This is a genomic window from Streptomyces sp. NPDC048566, from assembly GCF_043199735.1.
Lineage (GTDB): Bacteria > Actinomycetota > Actinomycetes > Streptomycetales > Streptomycetaceae > Streptomyces.
Genome location: NZ_JBICWL010000009.1, coordinates 199,829 through 217,163, shown reverse-complemented (window position 1 = coordinate 217,163; position 17,335 = coordinate 199,829). Strand labels below are relative to the sequence as shown.

Here is a 17,335-nt window from a genome sequence, read left to right as displayed (position 1 = left end):
CCGTGCGGAGAACGGGCCCCGGGCCGTCCGTCTCGGTTACCGCTCGGGGAGACGTCTCCCGTTCCTCCGGCCCGCCCGTGCGGAGAACGGGCCCCGGGCCGTCCGTCTCGGTTACCGCTCGGGGAGACGTCTCCCGTTCCTCCGGCCCGCCCGTGCGGAGAACGGGCCCCGGTCCGTCCATCCCCGGCCCGCCGCCCGGAGAACGGGTCCGGGCCGTCCGTGCTCGCCTGCCGCACGGGGAGGCGGCCCCCGTTCCCGTCGCTCAGGCCGTCCGGTCCCGGCTTGCGTCCGGCGGGCCGGCGTCCGCGTCGGCGTCCGGCGGGCCGCCGGCTCCGTCCGGGGTGTCACCGCCCAGCGGCCCGGCCCGGCCGTCGGGTGCGGACCCCGCCGGGCCGTCGAGCCCGGCGGCCTTCCGCAGCGCCGCCCAGCGTTCCTCCCGCGGCGCGTCCTCGTGCCAGGCGGCCGGCGCGGCACCGCCGGACAGGAACTCGTAAGGCTCCCCGTCGTCCGGCACGGTCACGCCGGCCGCCGGTCCGGCGGGCGCCGCCGGTCCGGTCCCGGCCGGCGGTGACGGTGACGGCAGCGGCGTCGGCGCGGCCGGCGCGGAGGCGGCGGGCGCCGTCCGGCGCCAGGGCACCCACGCGGACCTCCACCGGCCCGCCCGCGGACGGGACGGTGCCGCCGGCCGGGCGGGCGCCCGGCGACCGGCGGGCGCGCGCTCCGGTGCCGGGACGCCCCTGCCCCGCCACGCGTGCACCCCCACCGCGACGGGTGCCGCGACCACCGCCGTCCAGAGCGCAGCCGCCGGCCCCACCTGCCACCACACGGGCCCGAAGTGCGCCAGGGCGGCCACCCCCAGCGGCCCGCCGGCGAGCCCGGCGAGCACGCCGAGCAGCACCCCGCACAACACCGCCGCGAGGCCCACGGCGGACAGCGTCCGGCCGCGCGACCAGGGTTCCGCGTCCTGTGCGGCGCCCGCCTTGACCACGAACCACGCCACCGTCGCGCCGGCGGCCACCGGCACCGCGCCGCTCAGCCAGTTCAGCGGCTCGCCGGAGCCCGTCCCCGGCACCGCGGCGAGCAGCGGGAACGCGGGCAGCAGGTCCGTCGGCACGCGGGCCCCGGAGGCCGCCGCGGTGAGCGGACCCGCGACGTGCCCGGCGGTGAGGACGACACCCGGCCCGAGCCCGTACGAGGCGCCCCAGACCGCCGCGTTCGGGATCAGGGCGACGCACAGCAGCAGGACGGCGAACCGTCCCGACCACACACCGGTGAGCTGGAGGAACGAACCGCGGGCCGCTCCCCCGTGCCACACCAACGACACGGCCACCAGCAGCGCCCCGCCGCCGACGAGGACGGCGGCCCCGGCCGCGGCGGCCCGTGCCGCTCCCCGAAGCACCCGGTCGTCCTGGCCGGCGGCCAGACGCCGCAGGCCGGAGAGCGGGTACGCGCGAGTGACGGGCGCGGCGCCCGTCACCTGCCTCAGCCATCGCGGCATCGGGCCCCACGGCCGCCCGTACGCCGTCCAGACCCCCGCTCCGGCGGCGCCCGCCGCGAGCAGCGGGAGGGCGACCAGGGCCCACGGCCAGGAGGGGCGCAGCTCGCCTCCCGAGGCGTAGAGGGCCGTGGCCCAGCCGACCGCCAGGTAGCCGCCCACCACCCCCGCCCAGGCGGTGCGGGGCGACGCCTCCGCCGTCGCGTCGGCCGCCTCGCGTGCGGCCCGGTGCAGCAGCCAGACCGGGAGGGACAGCAGCAGCAGGGGGGTCACCCCCACCGGCATCGGCAGGCCGGACGCGGTGTCGGTGCGGATCAGCTCGACGCCGTGCGCGAGGAGCCAGAGCGCGGCGGCGACGTGCAGCGCTCCGTCCGGCCCGCTGTCGGGGTAGGGCGAGCTGATCCACAGCACCATGACGAGGACGGCGATCGAGCCGAGCCCGAGGCCCGCGGCGAGGACGCCACCCGTGAGGCCCGCGGCCAGACCGGGTGATCGGCCGCGCATCCGGGTGAGCAGGAGTGACAACGGGAGCCTGCGGTCGGTGTTGTGGGTCACACCCGTCATGCTCCCAACGACACGCGCTTTCTCGTCGTAACAGGCGAACCCCCGAAGTGTCGCCCAAGATACCGTTATGTACTTTTTCGTATGAAAGGGCGCCCTGTGGGATCCGACATGACACAGAGCCCCGCCACCCCGCTGCCCGCGCCGAAGGAGCGCCGCCGCCTGCGGGAGGCCCGGTCCCTCACCCAGGCGGCGCTGGCGGCCCGGATCGGGGTCAGCCGGGCGACGGTGCGCTCGTGGGAGACCGGCCGCACGACACCACGAGGCCGCAAGCTGGAGGCGTACGTGAAGCTGCTCGGCGTGGGGACGGCCCCCGCGGACGGCACGATGAGCGGCCGTCAGGAAGGCCCCGCACCCGCCCTCGTGGGGGCGGGGACGACACCGTCGGCGGCGCACCGCACCGCCGGGGAACGGGACCGGGGCCCCCGCGGCGAGGACCGCCCCGGGGCGGACGGGCGCCGGTCCGCCGGCACCCCGGCCCGGGACGGCACGGCACCGCACCGGGCGGAACCGGACGCCGGGCGGGACGGGGACGACGGCCGGAACGGCCCCCGGGCGACCGGCCGGGACGACACCTCCGCGGAGGAGGGCGGCGGTGGACGGGAGCCGTCGCTGACACCCGCTCAGGCATTCGACGCCCTCTACGCGTTCTGCGCCCCCGCACTCGTCCGGCAGACCTATCTGCTGACCGGTCGGCGGGAGCTGGCCCGCGAATCCGTGGAGCACGCCTTCCAACTGGCCTGGCACCGCTGGCCCGAGGTGGCCGTGGACCGTGACCCGGCGGGCTGGGTGCGGGCGACGGCGTACGAGTACGCGCTCTCCCCCTGGCACCGGCTGCGCCCGCGCCACCGGCACCCCGAAGCCCCGCCCGCTGACGCCGCGGACCGCGCGCTGCTCGCCGCCCTGCTCGACCTGCCGCCCGTCTACCGGCGCACCCTGCTGCTCTACGACGGTGTCGGACTCGGACTTCCGGAGACCGCGGCCGAGACCGAGGCGAGCACGCCCGCGGCGGCCAACCGGGTGCTGCACGCCCGGGAGGCCGTCGCGGAGCGGCTGCCCGAACTGGCGCTTCCGGAGGACCTGCACCGGCGGCTCGCCGAACTCGCGAGCACGCAGCGCCCGCGCGCGGCGAAGCCCGGCACGGTCCGCGACCACGGCGAGCGCCGCGCCCGGCAGTGGACGCGCGGGGCGATCGCGTTCACGGTGCTGCTCATCGGCGTGACGGCGCTGACCCTGCGGACGGCGCCGGACCACTACGAGGCGCCGCTGTCGCCGCCCGAGACCGTCCGCGGGCTGCCGCCCCGCTCCGCACCCGGCCCGCTCTCCGAGGACGAGCTGGTCCTGCGCGACAAGCTGCGCTCCCTGACGTCGAGCGGCCCCGAACGGCTGGTCCCCGGCATCCGCTGAACCCCCGGCCGCGGCGGAGCACCCGCCGTCCGGCACCGGCACATGGCATCCGGCACCGGGAACGCCGGTGGGGCCCGCACCCCCCAGGGTGCGGGCCCCACCGGCGTGTGTGCCGTGCGGCAGATCAGCCCGCGAGGATCTCGCGCGCGAGCTTGGCCGTCTCGGTCGGCGTCTTGCCGACCTTGACACCGGCGGCCTCCAGGGCCTCCTTCTTCGCGGCGGCCGTGCCGGAGGAGCCGGAGACGATGGCGCCGGCGTGGCCCATGGTCTTGCCCTCGGGCGCGGTGAAGCCCGCGACGTAGCCGACGACCGGCTTGGTCACGTTCTTCGCGATGAAGTCCGCGGCCCGCTCCTCGGCGTCGCCGCCGATCTCGCCGATCATGACGATCAGGTCGGTGTCGGGGTCGGCCTCGAACGCGGCGAGCGCGTCGATGTGCGTCGTGCCGATGACCGGGTCGCCACCGATGCCGACGGCGGACGAGAAGCCGATGTCACGCAGCTCGTACATCATCTGGTACGTCAGCGTGCCGGACTTCGAGACCAGGCCGATGCGGCCCGGCTTGGTGATGTCGCCCGGGATGATGCCGGCGTTGGACTGGCCCGGCGTGATGAGGCCGGGGCAGTTCGGGCCGATGATGCGGGTCTTGTTGCCCTTCGACGTCGCGTACGCCCAGAAGGCGGCGGAGTCGTGGACGGCGATGCCCTCGGTGATGACGACCGCGAGGGGGATCTCCGCGTCGATCGCCTCGACCACGGCGGCCTTGGCGAAGGCCGGCGGCACGAAGAGGACGGACACGTTGGCGCCGGTCTTCTCCATGGCCTCGGCGACCGTGCCGAAGACGGGGATCTCGGTGCCGTCGATGTCGACGGAGGTGCCCGCCTTGCGCGGGTTCACGCCGCCGACGATGTTCGTCCCGTCCGCGAGCATGAGCTTGGTGTGCTTCATGCCCGTGGCACCGGTCATGCCCTGGACGATGACCTTGCTGTCCTTGTTGAGGAAGATAGCCATGGCTGTTTAGTCCCTCGTCCCTTACTTCGCGGCCGCGAGCTCGGCGGCCTTGTCGGCCGCACCGTCCATGGTGTCCACGCGCTGCACGAGCGGGTGGTTGGCGTCCGACAGGATCTTGCGGCCCAGCTCGGCGTTGTTGCCGTCGAGACGCACGACCAGCGGCTTGGTGACGTCCTCGCCCTTGTCCTTGAGCAGCTGGAGCGCCTGGACGATGCCGTTGGCGACCTCGTCACAGGCGGTGATGCCACCGAAGACGTTGACGAACACGGACTTGACGTCCGGGTCGCCGAGGATGATCTCCAGGCCGTTCGCCATGACCGCGGCGGAGGCGCCGCCGCCGATGTCGAGGAAGTTGGCGGGCTTCACGCCACCGTGGTTCTCACCGGCGTACGCGACGACGTCGAGGGTGCTCATGACGAGACCCGCGCCGTTGCCGATGATGCCGACCTCGCCGTCGAGCTTGACGTAGTTGAGGTTCTTCTCCTTGGCGGCGGCCTCGAGCGGGTTGGCCGCCGCGTGGTCGACGAGCGCCTCGTGGTCCGGCTGGCGGAACTCGGCGTTCTCGTCGAGGGAGACCTTGCCGTCGAGGGCGATGACCTTGCCGGAGGCGACCTTGGCGAGCGGGTTCACCTCGACGAGGAGGGCGTCCTCCTTGATGAAGGTGTCCCACAGCGTCACCAGGATCTCGGCGACCTGCTCCGCGACCTCGGCCGGGAACTTCGCCTGCGCGACGATCTCGCGGGCCTTCTCGATCGAGACGCCCTCATTGGCGTCGACCGGCACCTTGGCCAGGGCCTCGGGGTTCTCCTCCGCCACGACCTCGATCTCCACGCCGCCCTGGACGGACGCCATGGCGAGGAAGGTGCGGTTCGTGCGGTCGAGGAGGTACGAGACGTAGTACTCCTCGACGATCTCGGGTGCGGTCTCGGCGATCATCACCTTGTGGACCGTGTGGCCCTTGATGTCCATGCCGAGGATGTCCGTCGCCCGGGCGACGGCCTCGTCCGGGGTGGCGGCGAGCTTGACGCCGCCGGCCTTGCCTCGGCCGCCGACCTTCACCTGGGCCTTGACGACGGACTTGCCGCCAAGACGCTCGGTCGCCTCGCGGGCTGCCTCAGGCGTGTCGATGACTTCACCGGCCAGCACCGGTACACCGTGCTTGGCGAAGAGGTCCCTCGCCTGGTACTCGAACAGGTCCACGCGCGTCCGTCCCTATCAGTGATCTCGCGGTTCGTTGTCTGCGTGGGCGTGCCGCGAAGGGCAACGTGACGTCCGCTGTCACAAGGGTGGCGCACACGATGTCCGAGCGCGCGGCATGTCCGTCTCGCAGGTTATCGCCGCTGGACGCGGGTCCCTAAATCGCAGATCACACCTGAGCGGTGATACCTGTCACAGATCGGGCCGGACGGGACCCCACCAGGCTGGGGTTTGCCTGGTGAGGCCCCTCTGACGGCCCCGAAGGGCCCAGGGCGGACGGCCCCCACCCCAATGGGGGCCGTCCGGCCCTTCCGCGGGATGACGGCCGGGGGGTCCGGTGGATTCCGGTCCTCCGGCCCATGGCCTCGCGGAAGCGGTCGGGCCGCCACCGCCGCGCGCCGCCCGGGCCGGCCGGGCGGTCCTGCGCTGCGGTGCGGTGGTGCAGTCCGGTGACATCGGGTGGCACTGGGCGACCAGGCGTCACGCGGTCGTGGCGTGGTGCGGTGTGCGGTCGTGGCGTGGTGCGGTGTGCGGCGGGGCACTTCCGTCATGCCCATGCCCATTCAGGTGCCCCGGTCATGCGGTGCCGTGCCTGCCGGACCGTGCCGAACCGCGTGTCGGGGGGGGGGGGGGGGGGGAGGCGGCTCCGCTACGGCACCGAGCCGAAGGCGGGGCCGTCCGCGGGGACACCGCGGTGCCACGGACGCCGTACCGCCCTACCGGCGCGGGCTGACGCGCCGACCGGCACGGGCGCGACGGCTCCGCCGAGCCCGTCCGCCGTCGTCATCCGGTCGGGCGCGCCCCGTGCGCGCCGTCCGGCGGCACACCGACTCCGCGGCGGGCGTCAGCCGGGGAAGAGGGGAACGTCCCGGTTGCGGTCCCGCGTCGCGCCCGTCGTCGTCGCGGCCGGGACGCCGCGCCCAAGGCGCTGGATGGTTCCGCGGTCCGGCGCGACGGCGGGGACCGGTGCGTGGCGCTGGGCCGTGTCGTCGAGAGCGGACCGGCCGCCGGCGTCACCGCTCTCGCCGGACGGGTGCGGGCGCCGGGCGCCCGCCCGGCCCGCACCCGCCCCGTCGGGGCGGGGCTTCGCCACGGCGTTCCCGCTCCGCACCCCGGCCGGCACCGGCCCGTACGTCGCCGGAACCGTCGGCGCGGCGGCCGGCACGGCGGCGGGGGACCCGTTCGGCGCTGCCGCGCCACCGGCGACCGCTTCCGGCCGCGCCCCGCGGACCGCTCCGGCCGCACCGGGCCACTCCACCCGCGCACCACGCGGCGGCGCCGCGGACTCGACCCGGGACGGGTTCGTCGCGTCGGCACCCGACGGGGGCGCCGGCAGGACGGGGAGCGAAGGGAGAGGCCCCTCGACGGCTGCGAGGACCGGGAGCACCAGGTCCTGGACCGAGCGCTCCAGCACGGGAAGGAGGGGCTCGCCGGTCACGGTCGCCGCCGTCGTCCGCCGCACCGCCTCGACCACCGATCGCACGGTCCCGTCGACCAGGCCGACACCGGAGTCCACGGCCCCGAGGTCGACGAGCCCGAGACCTTCGGGCCCGAGATCGACGGGCCCGAGATCGACGGGCCCGAGATCGACGGGAGCGGAGCGGAGGAAGGAGGCCGGCGTGGACGGGACGACGGACGCGGCGGAGGGGAGGTGCGGGACGGGCGCCGGGACGGGCGCCTGCTGCAGGGTTGCGAGCGTGCGCGATCCCGTCGCGCCGCCGCCCGGAACGCCCCGCGTCCCGTCCGACGCCGCCGCTCCGTACCCGGTCGCGTCGGCCGTCTTCGCAGCCTCGGCCGGACTCCCCACCACGGGCAGGTTCGTCACCTCGGCCGGATTCGTCACCTCGGGCAGGTTCGTCGCCTCGGGCAGCACCTTCGCAACCTCGGCCGGGTTCGCCACCACGGGCAGGTTCGTCACCTCGGCCGGATTCGCCACCTCGGGCAGCACCTTCGCAAACTCGGCCGATCCCGCAGCCTCGGCCGGATTCGTCACCTCAGGCAGCTTGTTCGCAGCCTGGGCTGATCCCGCCACCTCGGTCGGTCGCGCCACCTCGGCCGGTCGTGTCGCCCGGGTTCGCTCGGTCACACCGGTCCGCTCGTCGCGCGCCGCCGCCACCGCCACCGCGCCGTCGGCTCGACGCACCTGGCCGGCCCGCACGGCCGGGATCGGCAGCCGGTCCGCCAGGGCGCGGGGCGCGGAGAGCACGCCGGCCGCGTCGGCCGCCGCCTGTCGCGTCGGCCGGGCCGGGGACGCCGGCCCTTCGGCGGCGTGGGCCTGGCCTCCGAGGAGGAAACCGAGCGCCGGCAGCACACCGGCCAGCAGCACCGCTCGGAGCGCGTACCGGCCCGCCGTACCGCGCGCGGGGCGCGGGACGGCATCCGACGACGCCACTGAGCGGGACAAGACGGGGAGGGTCCTCCCGTGCGAAGGGACACGAAGGGGCCGCGGACGAACGCGGGGCCGCGCACCGGACCGGCCCGGCCGCGGTCCGCGAGCAGGCGGCGGAACGGGACGCTTCGGCCGCTTCGATCCTCGCACGGGACTCCCGAGGTGGCGCAAGTCCCCTGTTACCGTTGGGTATTCATGTCCGGTATGCGGCAAGTCGTCATCGCGGGTCCGGTATCGGAAGCGGCCGTTTCTCGATCGCCGCCGCCATGACCTCGGGAAACAGATCGGGCGTGCAGGCGAACGCCGGTGCGTCGAGCGCGGCCAGGGCGGCGGCGTGCTCCCGGTCGTATGCGGGCGCGCCCTCGTCGGACAGCGCGAGCAGCGTCACGAACTGCACCCCCGACGCCTTCATCGCCGCGACCCGCTTCAGCATCTCGTCCCGGATGCCGCCCTCGTACAGGTCGCTGATCAGGACGACGACGGTGTCGGCGGGCCGGGTGATCTGCGACTGGCAGTACGCGAGCGCCCTGTTGATGTCGGTACCGCCGCCGAGCTGCGTGCCGAAGAGGACGTCGACGGGATCGTCGAGCTGGTCGGTGAGGTCGACGACCGCCGTGTCGAAGACGACGAGCCGGGTGGCGATCGACCGCATCGAGGCGAGGACCGCTCCGAACACGGACGCGTAGACGACGGACGCGGCCATCGACCCCGACTGGTCGATGCAGAGGACGACGTCCTTCTTCACCGACTGGGAGGCCCGCCCGTAGCCGATCAGCCGCTCGGGCACGATCGTGCGCTGCTCGGGCAGGTAGTGCCGGAGGTTCGCGGCGATCGTGCGGTTCCAGTCGATGTCGTGGTGGCGGGGCCGGCTGATCCGGGCGCTGCGGTCGAGCGCGCCGGTCAGGGTCGCCCGGGTACGGGTCGCCAGTCGCTTCTCCAGGTCCTCGACCACCCGGCGCACCACGGCTCGCGCGGTCTCCTTGGTCGTCTCCGGCATGGCCTTGTTCAACGACAGGAGTGTGCCCACGAGATGGACGTCGGCCTCCACCGCCTCCAGCATCTCGGGCTCCAGGAGCAGCGCGGAGAGTCCGAGCCGGTCGATGGCGTCCCGCTGCATCACCTGGACGACGGAGGACGGGAAGTAGGTCCGGATGTCGCCGAGCCAGCGGGCGACGCTCGGTGCCGAGGCGCCGAGCCCGGCGGAACGGTCCTTCCCCCGACGTCCCCCGCCCTCCTTCCCGTAGAGCGCGCCGAGCGCCCCGTCCATCGCCGCGTCCGTCCCGGAGAGCGCGCACCCGGTGCCGTCGGCGTCGCCGCCGCCGAGCACCAGCCGCCAGCGGCGCAGCCGCTCGTCCCCGGCACGCGTTGCCGACTCGTTCATGGGGTCACCCTCGCAAGCTCGTTGTCGTGGCGTGCCGGGCCGGTCCGTCCGGTGGACGGGGCCTCGGTGCCGGCCGTGCCGTCGGTTGCGCTGCCGGCCCCGGAGCCGGCCCGCGGCCCGCCGTCGGGTCCCGGCCCGGAGCCTTCCCCCGCACCCGCTGCCGGGCCGGCGGCACCGGTCCCGGCGGCGGCCGGCTCGCCGAGGCCGAGCAGCTGGGCCAGTACCGGGAGGACGGCCTGCGCCCGCCCGGTGTCGAGGTCGGGGGCGAAGCCGGCGAGACCGGAACCGGCGACCGCGGCGGCCGTCCGGGCCGCCGGGCCGCGCCGGACGAGTTCGCCCAGGGTGCGGTGCACTCCCGCCTCGTACGCCGAGAACGTCCGCCGCAGCAGCGGCAGCACGTCGGTGAACGCGTCCGCGGGCACCGCGGTCAGCCAGGTGTCGACGAGTCCGAGGAGGCGTTCGTCATGTACCAGCAGCATGCCGCCGCCCGAGGCGCCGCCGACGAAGCCCTCGATCCAGGTGGCCGCGTCGGCCGGCTCGGTGCCCGGGGACAGCACCAGGCCCATGAGCCGTGCCGCCTCGTCCGCGGCCAGCTCGCCCTCGTCCAGCAGGAGCCGGACCGCGCGGCCCCTGACCACGCCCGGCACGGTGTCCCGCACGGCGAGGGTGCGCAGGACGGCGTGCCAGCGATCTCGGACGCCGCCGCGCCCGCCGTGGGCCGCGCCGTCGTCGCCGGTGGTCTCGCCGAGCAGCCGCACCGCCCCGTGCACCGCGTCCACGTGGCCGCGCATCTCCGCCGCGGCGTCCGGGTCCAGAGCGGCGCACGCGGGCGGCAGGCCGACGAAGACGCGCTCGGCGAGACCGGCGGCGACCTCGGCGAGGGCGTGGGTGTCGGTTCCGCGCACGTCGCCGTAGCGCAGGGATCGGACGAGTGCCGGCAGGGCCTGCGCGAGGTGGCCGACGTCGGCGTCGAGGGCGGCCCGGTCGGCGAGCACCCGCATCACCACGGGCAGTGCGTCGGGGAGTTCGGCGAGAAGGCAGCGTTCGGCGAGCGCGGTGACGTCGGCGAGGGCGGGCGCGGCGACCGCGTCCGCCTCGGCCTTGGCGGTCGCCGCGGCCAGGACGGTCGTGCCCCACACGCCGGCCTCGGCGACCCGCACGGACAACTCCGGCTGCCAGCGCAGCCGCCAGGTCTCCCGGAAGGTGCCGGTGCCGGCGCGGGAAGCGGTGGGCTCGCCCCAGCCGACGCCGAGCAGACGCAGCCGGTGCAGCAGCCTGCCGCGGCCCGCGTCGGTCTCCTTGCGCAGGTCGAGTTCGAGTTCCCGCTCTCTCGCCTCGGGCTTGAGCCGCAGTCCGCGCTGCGACCGCGTCAGGTCGCGTTGCAGCGGCACGGCGGGAGCGGACGGCGGCACCTCCCCGAGGACGTCGCCGACGACGAGTCGGTCGCGCACCAGCGCGAGCGGGACGTCCGAGCCCTCGCACATCACCGCGCGGACGGCGTCGGTCGTCTCGGTCAGCCCGGCGAGCGGGCGTCCGCGCATCGCGGCGAGCGTGTCCGCCAGCCGGACGGCCTCGATGACGTGGGCCGAGGAGACGCCGCGGTCCTCGTCGCGCAGCAGCCGGGCGACCTTCGTCATCCAGCGGGCGATCGGCCGGTCGGCGGCGCCGAAGAGGTGCCCGTACCACCCGGGGGAGTCGATGCCCGCCCCGTATCCGCTGGAGCGGGCGAGCCTGCGGTGGGTCCAGGGCACCCAGGTCAGGTCGGTCTTCACCTTCGGCAGGCCCTTCAGCAGCGCCCGGTCCGCGCCGACGGCGGCCTTCCTCCGCAGCGCGGGCACGTGCCAGGCCCCGCACACCACGGCGACGTCGTCCCCGAACTCGCGCTGCGCCGAACGGATCTGGAGCCGCATGTACGCCTCGCGCACCCCGTCCCGCTCGTGTCCGCCGGTTCCGTAGGTCTCGCGCAGGGCGGTCATCGCCTCTTCCAGCACGGTGAACGGGGCGAACGGGTCGCCCGCCGTCTCGGACCGGTGCTCGACCACGTCCTCCCACCAGCGCTCCGGGTCGTCGTACCCCGCGGTCTCGGCGAGCACCGCGAGCGCGTCGACCCGCACGGCCTCGGCGGCGGCATCGGCCTCCTGCCGGGCGGGGTTCCCGGCGTGCTCCGGTGGGCCGGTTCCGCTCGCCGGATCGGGCGGACCGCCGCTCCCGGCCGGACCCGCCGGGTCGGCTGCGCCCCGGGGACGGGCGGCGTCCGCGGGTGCACGGGGAGCGGAGCCGTCCGGCGCCGCGGCGCCGGGGGCGCCGGGCGGGGTGCCGGCCGGCCGCTCCTCCGCCGCGCGGGCCGTCTCCGGCTCGTAGGCCAGCGAGTGGGCCGCGGGGAGGTCGACGAAGCGGGCCGGCACCCCGTGGTCCAGGGCCCAGCGGAGCGCGACCCACTCGGGGGAGAACTCGGCGAGCGGCCAGAAGGCCGACCGGCCCGGTTCGTCGACGGCGTGGGCGAGGAGCGCGACCGGGGGCCGCATGTCCGGGTCCGCGGCCAGGTGCACGAGCGGGTCCGCCTCGGGTGGCCCCTCGATGAGGACGACCCGCGGTCCGGCCGCCTCCAGCGCGGCGCGTACGGCGCGGGCCGAGCCGGGCCCGTGATGCCGTACGCCCAGCAGCAGGGGCCCCGGGCGCCGGTCGGCCCCCGGCGGCGGGCCGCCGGCCGCCCCGCCCTCGGGCAGTCCGCTCATGCGCTCACCTCGCGGCAGGCCCGGTAGAAGTCCTTCCAGCCCTCGCGCTCGCGGACGACCGCCTCCAGGTACTCCTGCCAGATCACCCGGTCGGCCGCCGGATCGCGGACGACGGCGCCGAGGACGCCCGCCGCGACGTCGCCGGCGCGCAGGACTCCGTCGCCGAAGTGGGCCGCCAGGGCGAGTCCGTTGGTGACGACGGAGATCGCCTCCGCCGTGGACAGGGTGCCGCTCGGCGACTTGAGCTTCGTCCGGCCGTCGGCGGTGATCCCGTCCCGCAGCTCGCGGAAGACCGTGACGACGCGGCGGATCTCCTCGACGCCCTCGGGTACCGCGGGCAGGTCGAGGGACCTGCCGATCTGGTCGACCCGGCGCGAGACGATGTCGACCTCGGCGTCGGCGCTCTCGGGCAGCGGCAGCACCACCGTGTTGAAGCGGCGGCGCAGCGCGCTCGACAGTTCGTTGACCCCGCGGTCGCGGTCGTTGGCCGTGGCGATCAGGTTGAACCCGCGGACGGCCTGCACCTCCTGGCCCAACTCCGGTATGGGCAGGGTCTTCTCGGACAGGATCGTGATGAGGCCGTCCTGCACGTCCGCGGGCACGCGGGTCAGCTCCTCGACGCGCGCCGTCATGCCCTCCGCCATCGCCCGCATGACGGGGCTCGGCACGAGGGCGTCCCGGCTGGGCCCGTGGGCGAGCAGCCGGGCGTAGTTCCAGCCGTAGCGGATGGCCTCCTCCGGGGTGCCGGCCGTGCCCTGGACGAGCAGCGTCGAGTCGCCGCTGACCGCGGCGGCCAGGTGCTCCGACACCCAGGTCTTGGCGGTCCCGGGCACGCCGAGCAGCAGCAGCGCCCGGTCGGTGGCGAGGGTGGTGACGGCGACCTCGACGATGCGGCGCGGCCCCACGTACTTGGGCGTGATCACCGTGCCGTCCGGCAGGGTGCCGCCGAGCAGGTAGGTGGCCACGGCCCACGGCGACAGCCGCCAGCGGGCCGGGCGCGGCCGGTCGTCCTGCGCGGCCAGCGCGGCGAGTTCGGCGGCGAAGGCGTGCTCGGCGTGCGGTCGCAGCGCCTCGCCTTCCGCGACTCCCCCGCTCCCCGCGCTCCGTCCGCTCGCGGCGGCCCCCGCGGTCGTCTCCGCGCGCTGCGCGGACGTCGGTTCAACGGACACGGACATGGCTCGGTCCCCCTCCAGCTCGGCCGGTTTCGGATCTGGCTCCACCGTGCACCACACCACTGACAATCGGCTCTGACCTGCGCGAACGACCTCGGAACGGCCGATTGTCAGTGGCCCGATCTACCTTCGGACGCATGACACAGCAGGCGGTGCGCTGGACGGCGGATCAGGTGCTGGCACTGGCGCCTGACGCCGCGTCACGCAAGGCGGGGAGCAAGCTCGGCGCGGCCGGACCGTGGTCGCAGCCGGGCAGTTCGGACGAGGGGGCGGTGTGGGGACTGTGCAAGGGAAGCGGCAGTACGCCGTACCGGACGGTGGTGGACGTCGCGGGCGCCGCGGGGCCGGCGTACAAGTGCAGTTGCCCGAGCCGGAAGTTCCCGTGCAAGCACGCGCTGGGACTGCTGCTGCTCTGGTCGGGCGAGGACGGTGCGGTGGCTCCGGGGCGGGCGCCGGACTGGGCCGAGGAGTGGCTGGCCGGGCGGCGCGCTCGCGGCCGGGAGGGGAGGGCGGGGGCCGGGGCGCCCGGGGCATCCTCGTCGGGTGATGCCGGGGCCGCGCGGCGGCGGGCGGAGCGCCGGGCCGAGCGGATCGGCGCGGGGACGGTGGAGCTGGAGCAGCGGCTGGCCGATCTGGTGCGCGGCGGCCTCGCCGCGGCGGAGCGCGCCGGGTACGGGATGTGGGAGGAGACGGCGGCCCGGATGGTCGACGCGCAGGCGCCCGGTCTGGCTTCCCGGGTACGGGAGTTGGGTGCGATCCCGGCGTCGGGTCCCGGCTGGCCGGAGCGCCTGCTGGAGGAGTGCGCCCTGCTGCACCTGCTGGACCAGGGCTGGCTGCGCCGCGCGGAGCTGCCGCAGGACCTCGCCGCGACGGTGCGTTCGCGGGTCGGGCTGCCCGCGGCGGCCGACGGACCGCCGGTGCGCGACCGCTGGCTGGTGCTCGCGCAGTACGACACGGCGGACGCGAAGCTCACCACGCGCCGGATCTGGCTGCACGGCACCGGCACGGGCCGTACCGCCCTCCTGCTGTCCTACGGAGCGGCCGGCCGGGCTCCCGAGCAGGCGCTTCCGGTGGGTCTGGCCTTCGAGGCGGAGGTGTCCTCGTATCCGGGCGCGGGCCGGCTGCGGGTGGCTCTGGGCGAGCGCTTCTCGCCTCCCGTGCCCTCGGCCACCCGCCCCGCGGGCCTGACCGCCGCCGAGGCGGCCACCCGCTACGGGGAGGCGCTGTGCGCCGATCCCTGGCTGGAGTCGTGGCCGGTCACGCTGGGCCCCGTCATACCGACACCGGACGGAGACTCCTGGCAACTGGCGGACGCGGAAGGCGAGTTCGCGCTCCCTCTGGCACCGTCCTCGCGGTCGCGCCCCGAGCTGTGGCGGCTGGTCGCCCTCTCCGGCGGAGCACCGGTCACGGTCTTCGGCGAGTGCGGCCACCGCGGCTTCGCTCCCCTGACGGCGTGGCCGCAGGGCGGGGGCGAGGCGGTGCCGCTGTGCTGAGCACCGGCGCGCGGCGGGCGGTCCCGGCCACCGCGGCCGACGCTTCCACGTGCCCCAGTCACCCGATCGGGAGCCGTGCGGCGGAGGCGGGCCCCTCCCCTTGTCCGGGCCCGTTACCTCTCGCCCCGCCGCCATCGCAACCGGCGCTCCTCCGCGGACCGCACGCCGGACGGGCGGGCGCGCCGCCTGGCCGCCCTGCCGTCGGCGTCCGACGCCATCCCGCCCGCCCTGCCGTCGGCGTCCCGCGCCGTCCCGCCCGCCGCCCGATGCCCTCTCCGGGGAAAGGACGCCCATGAACGCCACACCCGCTTCGACCACCGCGACCGGCCCGGGAGCCGGCTCCGACCCCCGTTCCGGCCCCGCCCCCGATGCCGGCTCCGGCTCGGCCTCCGACTCCCGCTCCCACTCCGTCTCAGCCCCCGACTCCGACTCCCACTCCGTCTCAGCCCCCGACTCCGGCTCCGGCTCCCTTCTCGGCTCGGGTTCCTGGGAGGAACTCGTCACCTCGGCCCTGCTGGGGACCGAGCGGCGCACACCGCCCGTGCGGGGGGCGGGACGGGCCGCGCCGGTGGCCCTGCTGGACGCGGCCGCGACGGAGACCGTGCGGCGCAGGGCGGGGGTGCGGCCGGCCCGTGCGGCGGCCCGTCTGGAGCCCGCCGCGCCCGACCGGCGGACGGCGTTGCCGCCGGCCGCCGCCCGCAGGCTGGCGATGCTCCTCGCGGACCGGCCCGGCACGGGCGGCGGGGGCCGCCGGGGAGCGGCCCCCGATCTCATGGAACTGCTGCCTCAGTGGCTGGCCCTGGCGAACGCCCGCGGATTCGCGGCGCCCCCGCAGTCGCTGCCCGCGCTGCTCGACGCCGCCCGGGCACGCACGGACCTGCGCCCGGCGGCCCTGGCCTTCGCCGGGCCGCGGGCGCTGTGGCTGGCCCGGCTGAACCCGGAGTGGCGGTTCGCGCTGCGGTCGGCCGCCGGGGGCGGCGCCGCGCTGCCGGAGGCGGCGGAGGCCGACCGGGTCCGGCGGCTCTGGGAGGAGGGGCTGTTCGCCGAGCGGGTGGCCCTGCTGACCGCGGTCCGAGCCCGGAATGCGCGCGCGGCACGGGAGTTGCTGGAGTCGACGTGGGCGACGGAGCGGGCCGAGGACCGTCTGATGTTCCTCGACTCGCTGCGGTCCGGGCTGGCCGCCGAGGACGAGCCGTTCCTGGAGCGGGCCCTGTCGGATCGCAGCCGCACGGTGCGGGCCACGGCGGCGGAGCTGCTCTCCGCGCTGCCCGCGTCCGCGCTCGCCGGGCGGATGGCGTCCCGGGCCGCCTCGTGCGTGGCCGTCGACCGGCTGCGCGGCACTCCGGCGATCGTGGTCGAGGCGCCGCACGAGTGCGACGCCGGCATGGAGCGCGACGGCGTCGTGCCGAAGCCGCCGGCGGGCCGGGGCGAACGCTCCTGGTGGCTGGGCCAGGTGGTGGAGGCCGCACCGCTCGACTGCTGGCGGCAGCGGTTCGGGGGCCGTTCGGCGGAGGAGATCGTCGCGCTACCGGTGGCCGACGACTGGCGTAAGGAGCTGCACGCGGCCTGGTGCCGGGCGGCGGTGCGGCAGCGGGACCCCGGCTGGTCGCGGGCGCTGCTCGGGTCCCCCTCGGCGCCGGAGGCGGGGGGTCCGGGGGCGGTGTCGCTGGCGGAGCGTTCCCGGCTCCTGGGGACGCTGGACGCCGACGAGCGGGCGCGGTGGGTGGCCGGTTTCATCGGGACGCACGGGCTGTCGGAGGCGTTCCAGCTGCTCGGGGTGTGCGCGGTGCCGTGGGCCGGGAGCCTCGGCGGGGCGGTGGTCGACGCACTGGACATCGCCCGGGACGCGGGGAGCTATCCGTGGAGCTTCAGTGGCGTGATGGGACTGGCCGAGCGGTGTCTCGATCCCGCGGAGGCGGCACGGCTGGACGCTCTCACCTCGGTCCCGGACGAGCGGGAGAACGCGGCACCCGGCGCCGGCGACTACTGGTCCGAGGCGTTCCAGCGGCTGGTCACGACGCTGCGGCTACGGGCGGCGATGGCCGCGGAGCTGACACCCGCCGGCGGGGCCGGGCCGACCGACCCGGCGCGCGGGCAGTGAGGTCGCGGGTCCCGAACGGCCCCCGGCCCCCGGCTCCCGCCCGGCGACCGCGGGCCCCGGGACCACGCGGGACACCCGCTCCCGGAACCGCGCGGCGGCGGATGTCGCCGTCCGCGGGCACGCGTCCGACCCCGGAGACGTTCCGCCGGGCCCGGGCGGGCCGAGGAACCGAGGTCCGGGGCGCCGGCCGGAGCGCGCGGGCAACCCGCTTCCGGGCCCGCACGGGCCACGTGGGACCGCGCGAGGCGAGCGCCACCGCGGGCACGCGTCCGACCCCGGAGACGTTCCGCCGGGCCCGGGCGGGCCGAGGAACCGAGGTCCGGGGCGCCGGCCGGAGCCCCTCGGAGCCGGGGTCCGGGGGCCCGACGAGGTCGACGGCATCAGACGCCGGCGGG

The 17,335-nt window shown here is 76.3% G+C and carries 10 protein-coding genes; 3 read left to right on the top strand and 7 right to left on the bottom strand.

Going from position 1 to position 17,335, the window contains the following annotated elements:
• Window positions 1-262 precede the first annotated feature (262 nt).
• A complete protein-coding gene (locus ACGFS9_RS17360; protein ID WP_393254045.1) occupies window positions 263-2,059 on the bottom strand; it encodes a DUF6350 family protein in 1,797 nt (598 codons plus the stop codon).
• 108 nt (window positions 2,060-2,167) lie between these two features.
• On the opposite strand from ACGFS9_RS17360, the gene ACGFS9_RS17355 reads away from it, so the two are divergent.
• On the top strand, window positions 2,168-3,463 hold the full coding sequence (locus ACGFS9_RS17355; RefSeq protein ID WP_393254044.1) for a helix-turn-helix domain-containing protein: 1,296 nt from the start codon (window positions 2,168-2,170) through the stop codon (window positions 3,461-3,463).
• 124 nt (window positions 3,464-3,587) lie between these two features.
• Here ACGFS9_RS17355 and sucD read toward each other — a convergent pair whose 3' ends face one another.
• From sucD to ACGFS9_RS17325, 6 genes are all read right to left on the bottom strand, one after another.
• A complete protein-coding gene (gene sucD / locus ACGFS9_RS17350) occupies window positions 3,588-4,472 on the bottom strand; it encodes a succinate--CoA ligase subunit alpha (RefSeq protein WP_393254043.1) in 885 nt (294 codons plus the stop codon).
• A 21-nt stretch (window positions 4,473-4,493) separates the two neighbouring features.
• Window positions 4,494-5,672, bottom strand: coding sequence for an ADP-forming succinate--CoA ligase subunit beta (sucC, locus tag ACGFS9_RS17345; protein WP_393254041.1), 1,179 nt, complete (start codon window positions 5,670-5,672; stop codon window positions 4,494-4,496).
• An 841-nt stretch (window positions 5,673-6,513) separates the two neighbouring features.
• Window positions 6,514-8,073 carry a hypothetical protein gene (locus ACGFS9_RS17340; protein WP_393254039.1) on the bottom strand — a complete coding sequence of 520 codons (1,560 nt, stop codon included), beginning with the start codon at window positions 8,071-8,073 and terminating at the stop codon, window positions 6,514-6,516.
• 202 nt (window positions 8,074-8,275) lie between these two features.
• Window positions 8,276-9,439 (bottom strand): VWA domain-containing protein, encoded by a 1,164-nt coding sequence (locus ACGFS9_RS17335; protein ID WP_393254037.1) that lies wholly within the window; start codon window positions 9,437-9,439, stop codon window positions 8,276-8,278.
• Entirely contained in the window at window positions 9,436-12,174 is a 2,739-nt protein-coding gene (locus ACGFS9_RS17330) for a DUF5682 family protein (protein WP_393254036.1), read from the bottom strand. Before ACGFS9_RS17330 ends, ACGFS9_RS17335 begins: the two co-directional genes overlap by 4 nt.
• Window positions 12,171-13,349 carry an AAA family ATPase gene (locus ACGFS9_RS17325; RefSeq protein ID WP_393254034.1) on the bottom strand — a complete coding sequence of 393 codons (1,179 nt, stop codon included), beginning with the start codon at window positions 13,347-13,349 and terminating at the stop codon, window positions 12,171-12,173. The genes ACGFS9_RS17330 and ACGFS9_RS17325 overlap by 4 nt, the downstream gene beginning before the upstream one ends.
• A 134-nt stretch (window positions 13,350-13,483) precedes the next feature.
• On the opposite strand from ACGFS9_RS17325, the gene ACGFS9_RS17320 reads away from it, so the two are divergent.
• Together ACGFS9_RS17320 and ACGFS9_RS17315 are read left to right on the top strand one after the other, a co-directional pair.
• A complete protein-coding gene (locus ACGFS9_RS17320) occupies window positions 13,484-14,839 on the top strand; it encodes an SWIM zinc finger family protein (RefSeq protein ID WP_393254032.1) in 1,356 nt (451 codons plus the stop codon).
• A 292-nt stretch (window positions 14,840-15,131) separates the two neighbouring features.
• Window positions 15,132-16,940, top strand: a complete 1,809-nt coding sequence (locus ACGFS9_RS17315) for a DUF5691 domain-containing protein (RefSeq protein WP_393254030.1) — start codon at window positions 15,132-15,134, stop codon at window positions 16,938-16,940.
• The last annotated feature ends 395 nt before the right edge of the window (window positions 16,941-17,335 follow it).

Bases quoted from the DNA above. Each gene is read 5' to 3' on its own strand.
- ACGFS9_RS17360 (WP_393254045.1), bottom strand. From the start codon at position 2,059: ATGACGGGTGTGACCCACAACACCGACCGCAGGCTCCCGTTGTCACTC.
- ACGFS9_RS17355 (WP_393254044.1), top strand. From the start codon at position 2,168: ATGACACAGAGCCCCGCCACCCCGCTGCCCGCGCCGAAGGAGCGCCGC.
- sucD (WP_393254043.1), bottom strand. From the start codon at position 4,472: ATGGCTATCTTCCTCAACAAGGACAGCAAGGTCATCGTCCAGGGCATG.
- ACGFS9_RS17335 (WP_393254037.1), bottom strand. From the start codon at position 9,439: ATGAACGAGTCGGCAACGCGTGCCGGGGACGAGCGGCTGCGCCGCTGG.
- ACGFS9_RS17330 (WP_393254036.1), bottom strand. From the start codon at position 12,174: ATGAGCGGACTGCCCGAGGGCGGGGCGGCCGGCGGCCCGCCGCCGGGG.
- ACGFS9_RS17325 (WP_393254034.1), bottom strand. From the start codon at position 13,349: ATGTCCGTGTCCGTTGAACCGACGTCCGCGCAGCGCGCGGAGACGACC.
- ACGFS9_RS17320 (WP_393254032.1), top strand. From the start codon at position 13,484: ATGACACAGCAGGCGGTGCGCTGGACGGCGGATCAGGTGCTGGCACTG.
- ACGFS9_RS17315 (WP_393254030.1), top strand. From the start codon at position 15,132: ATGAACGCCACACCCGCTTCGACCACCGCGACCGGCCCGGGAGCCGGC.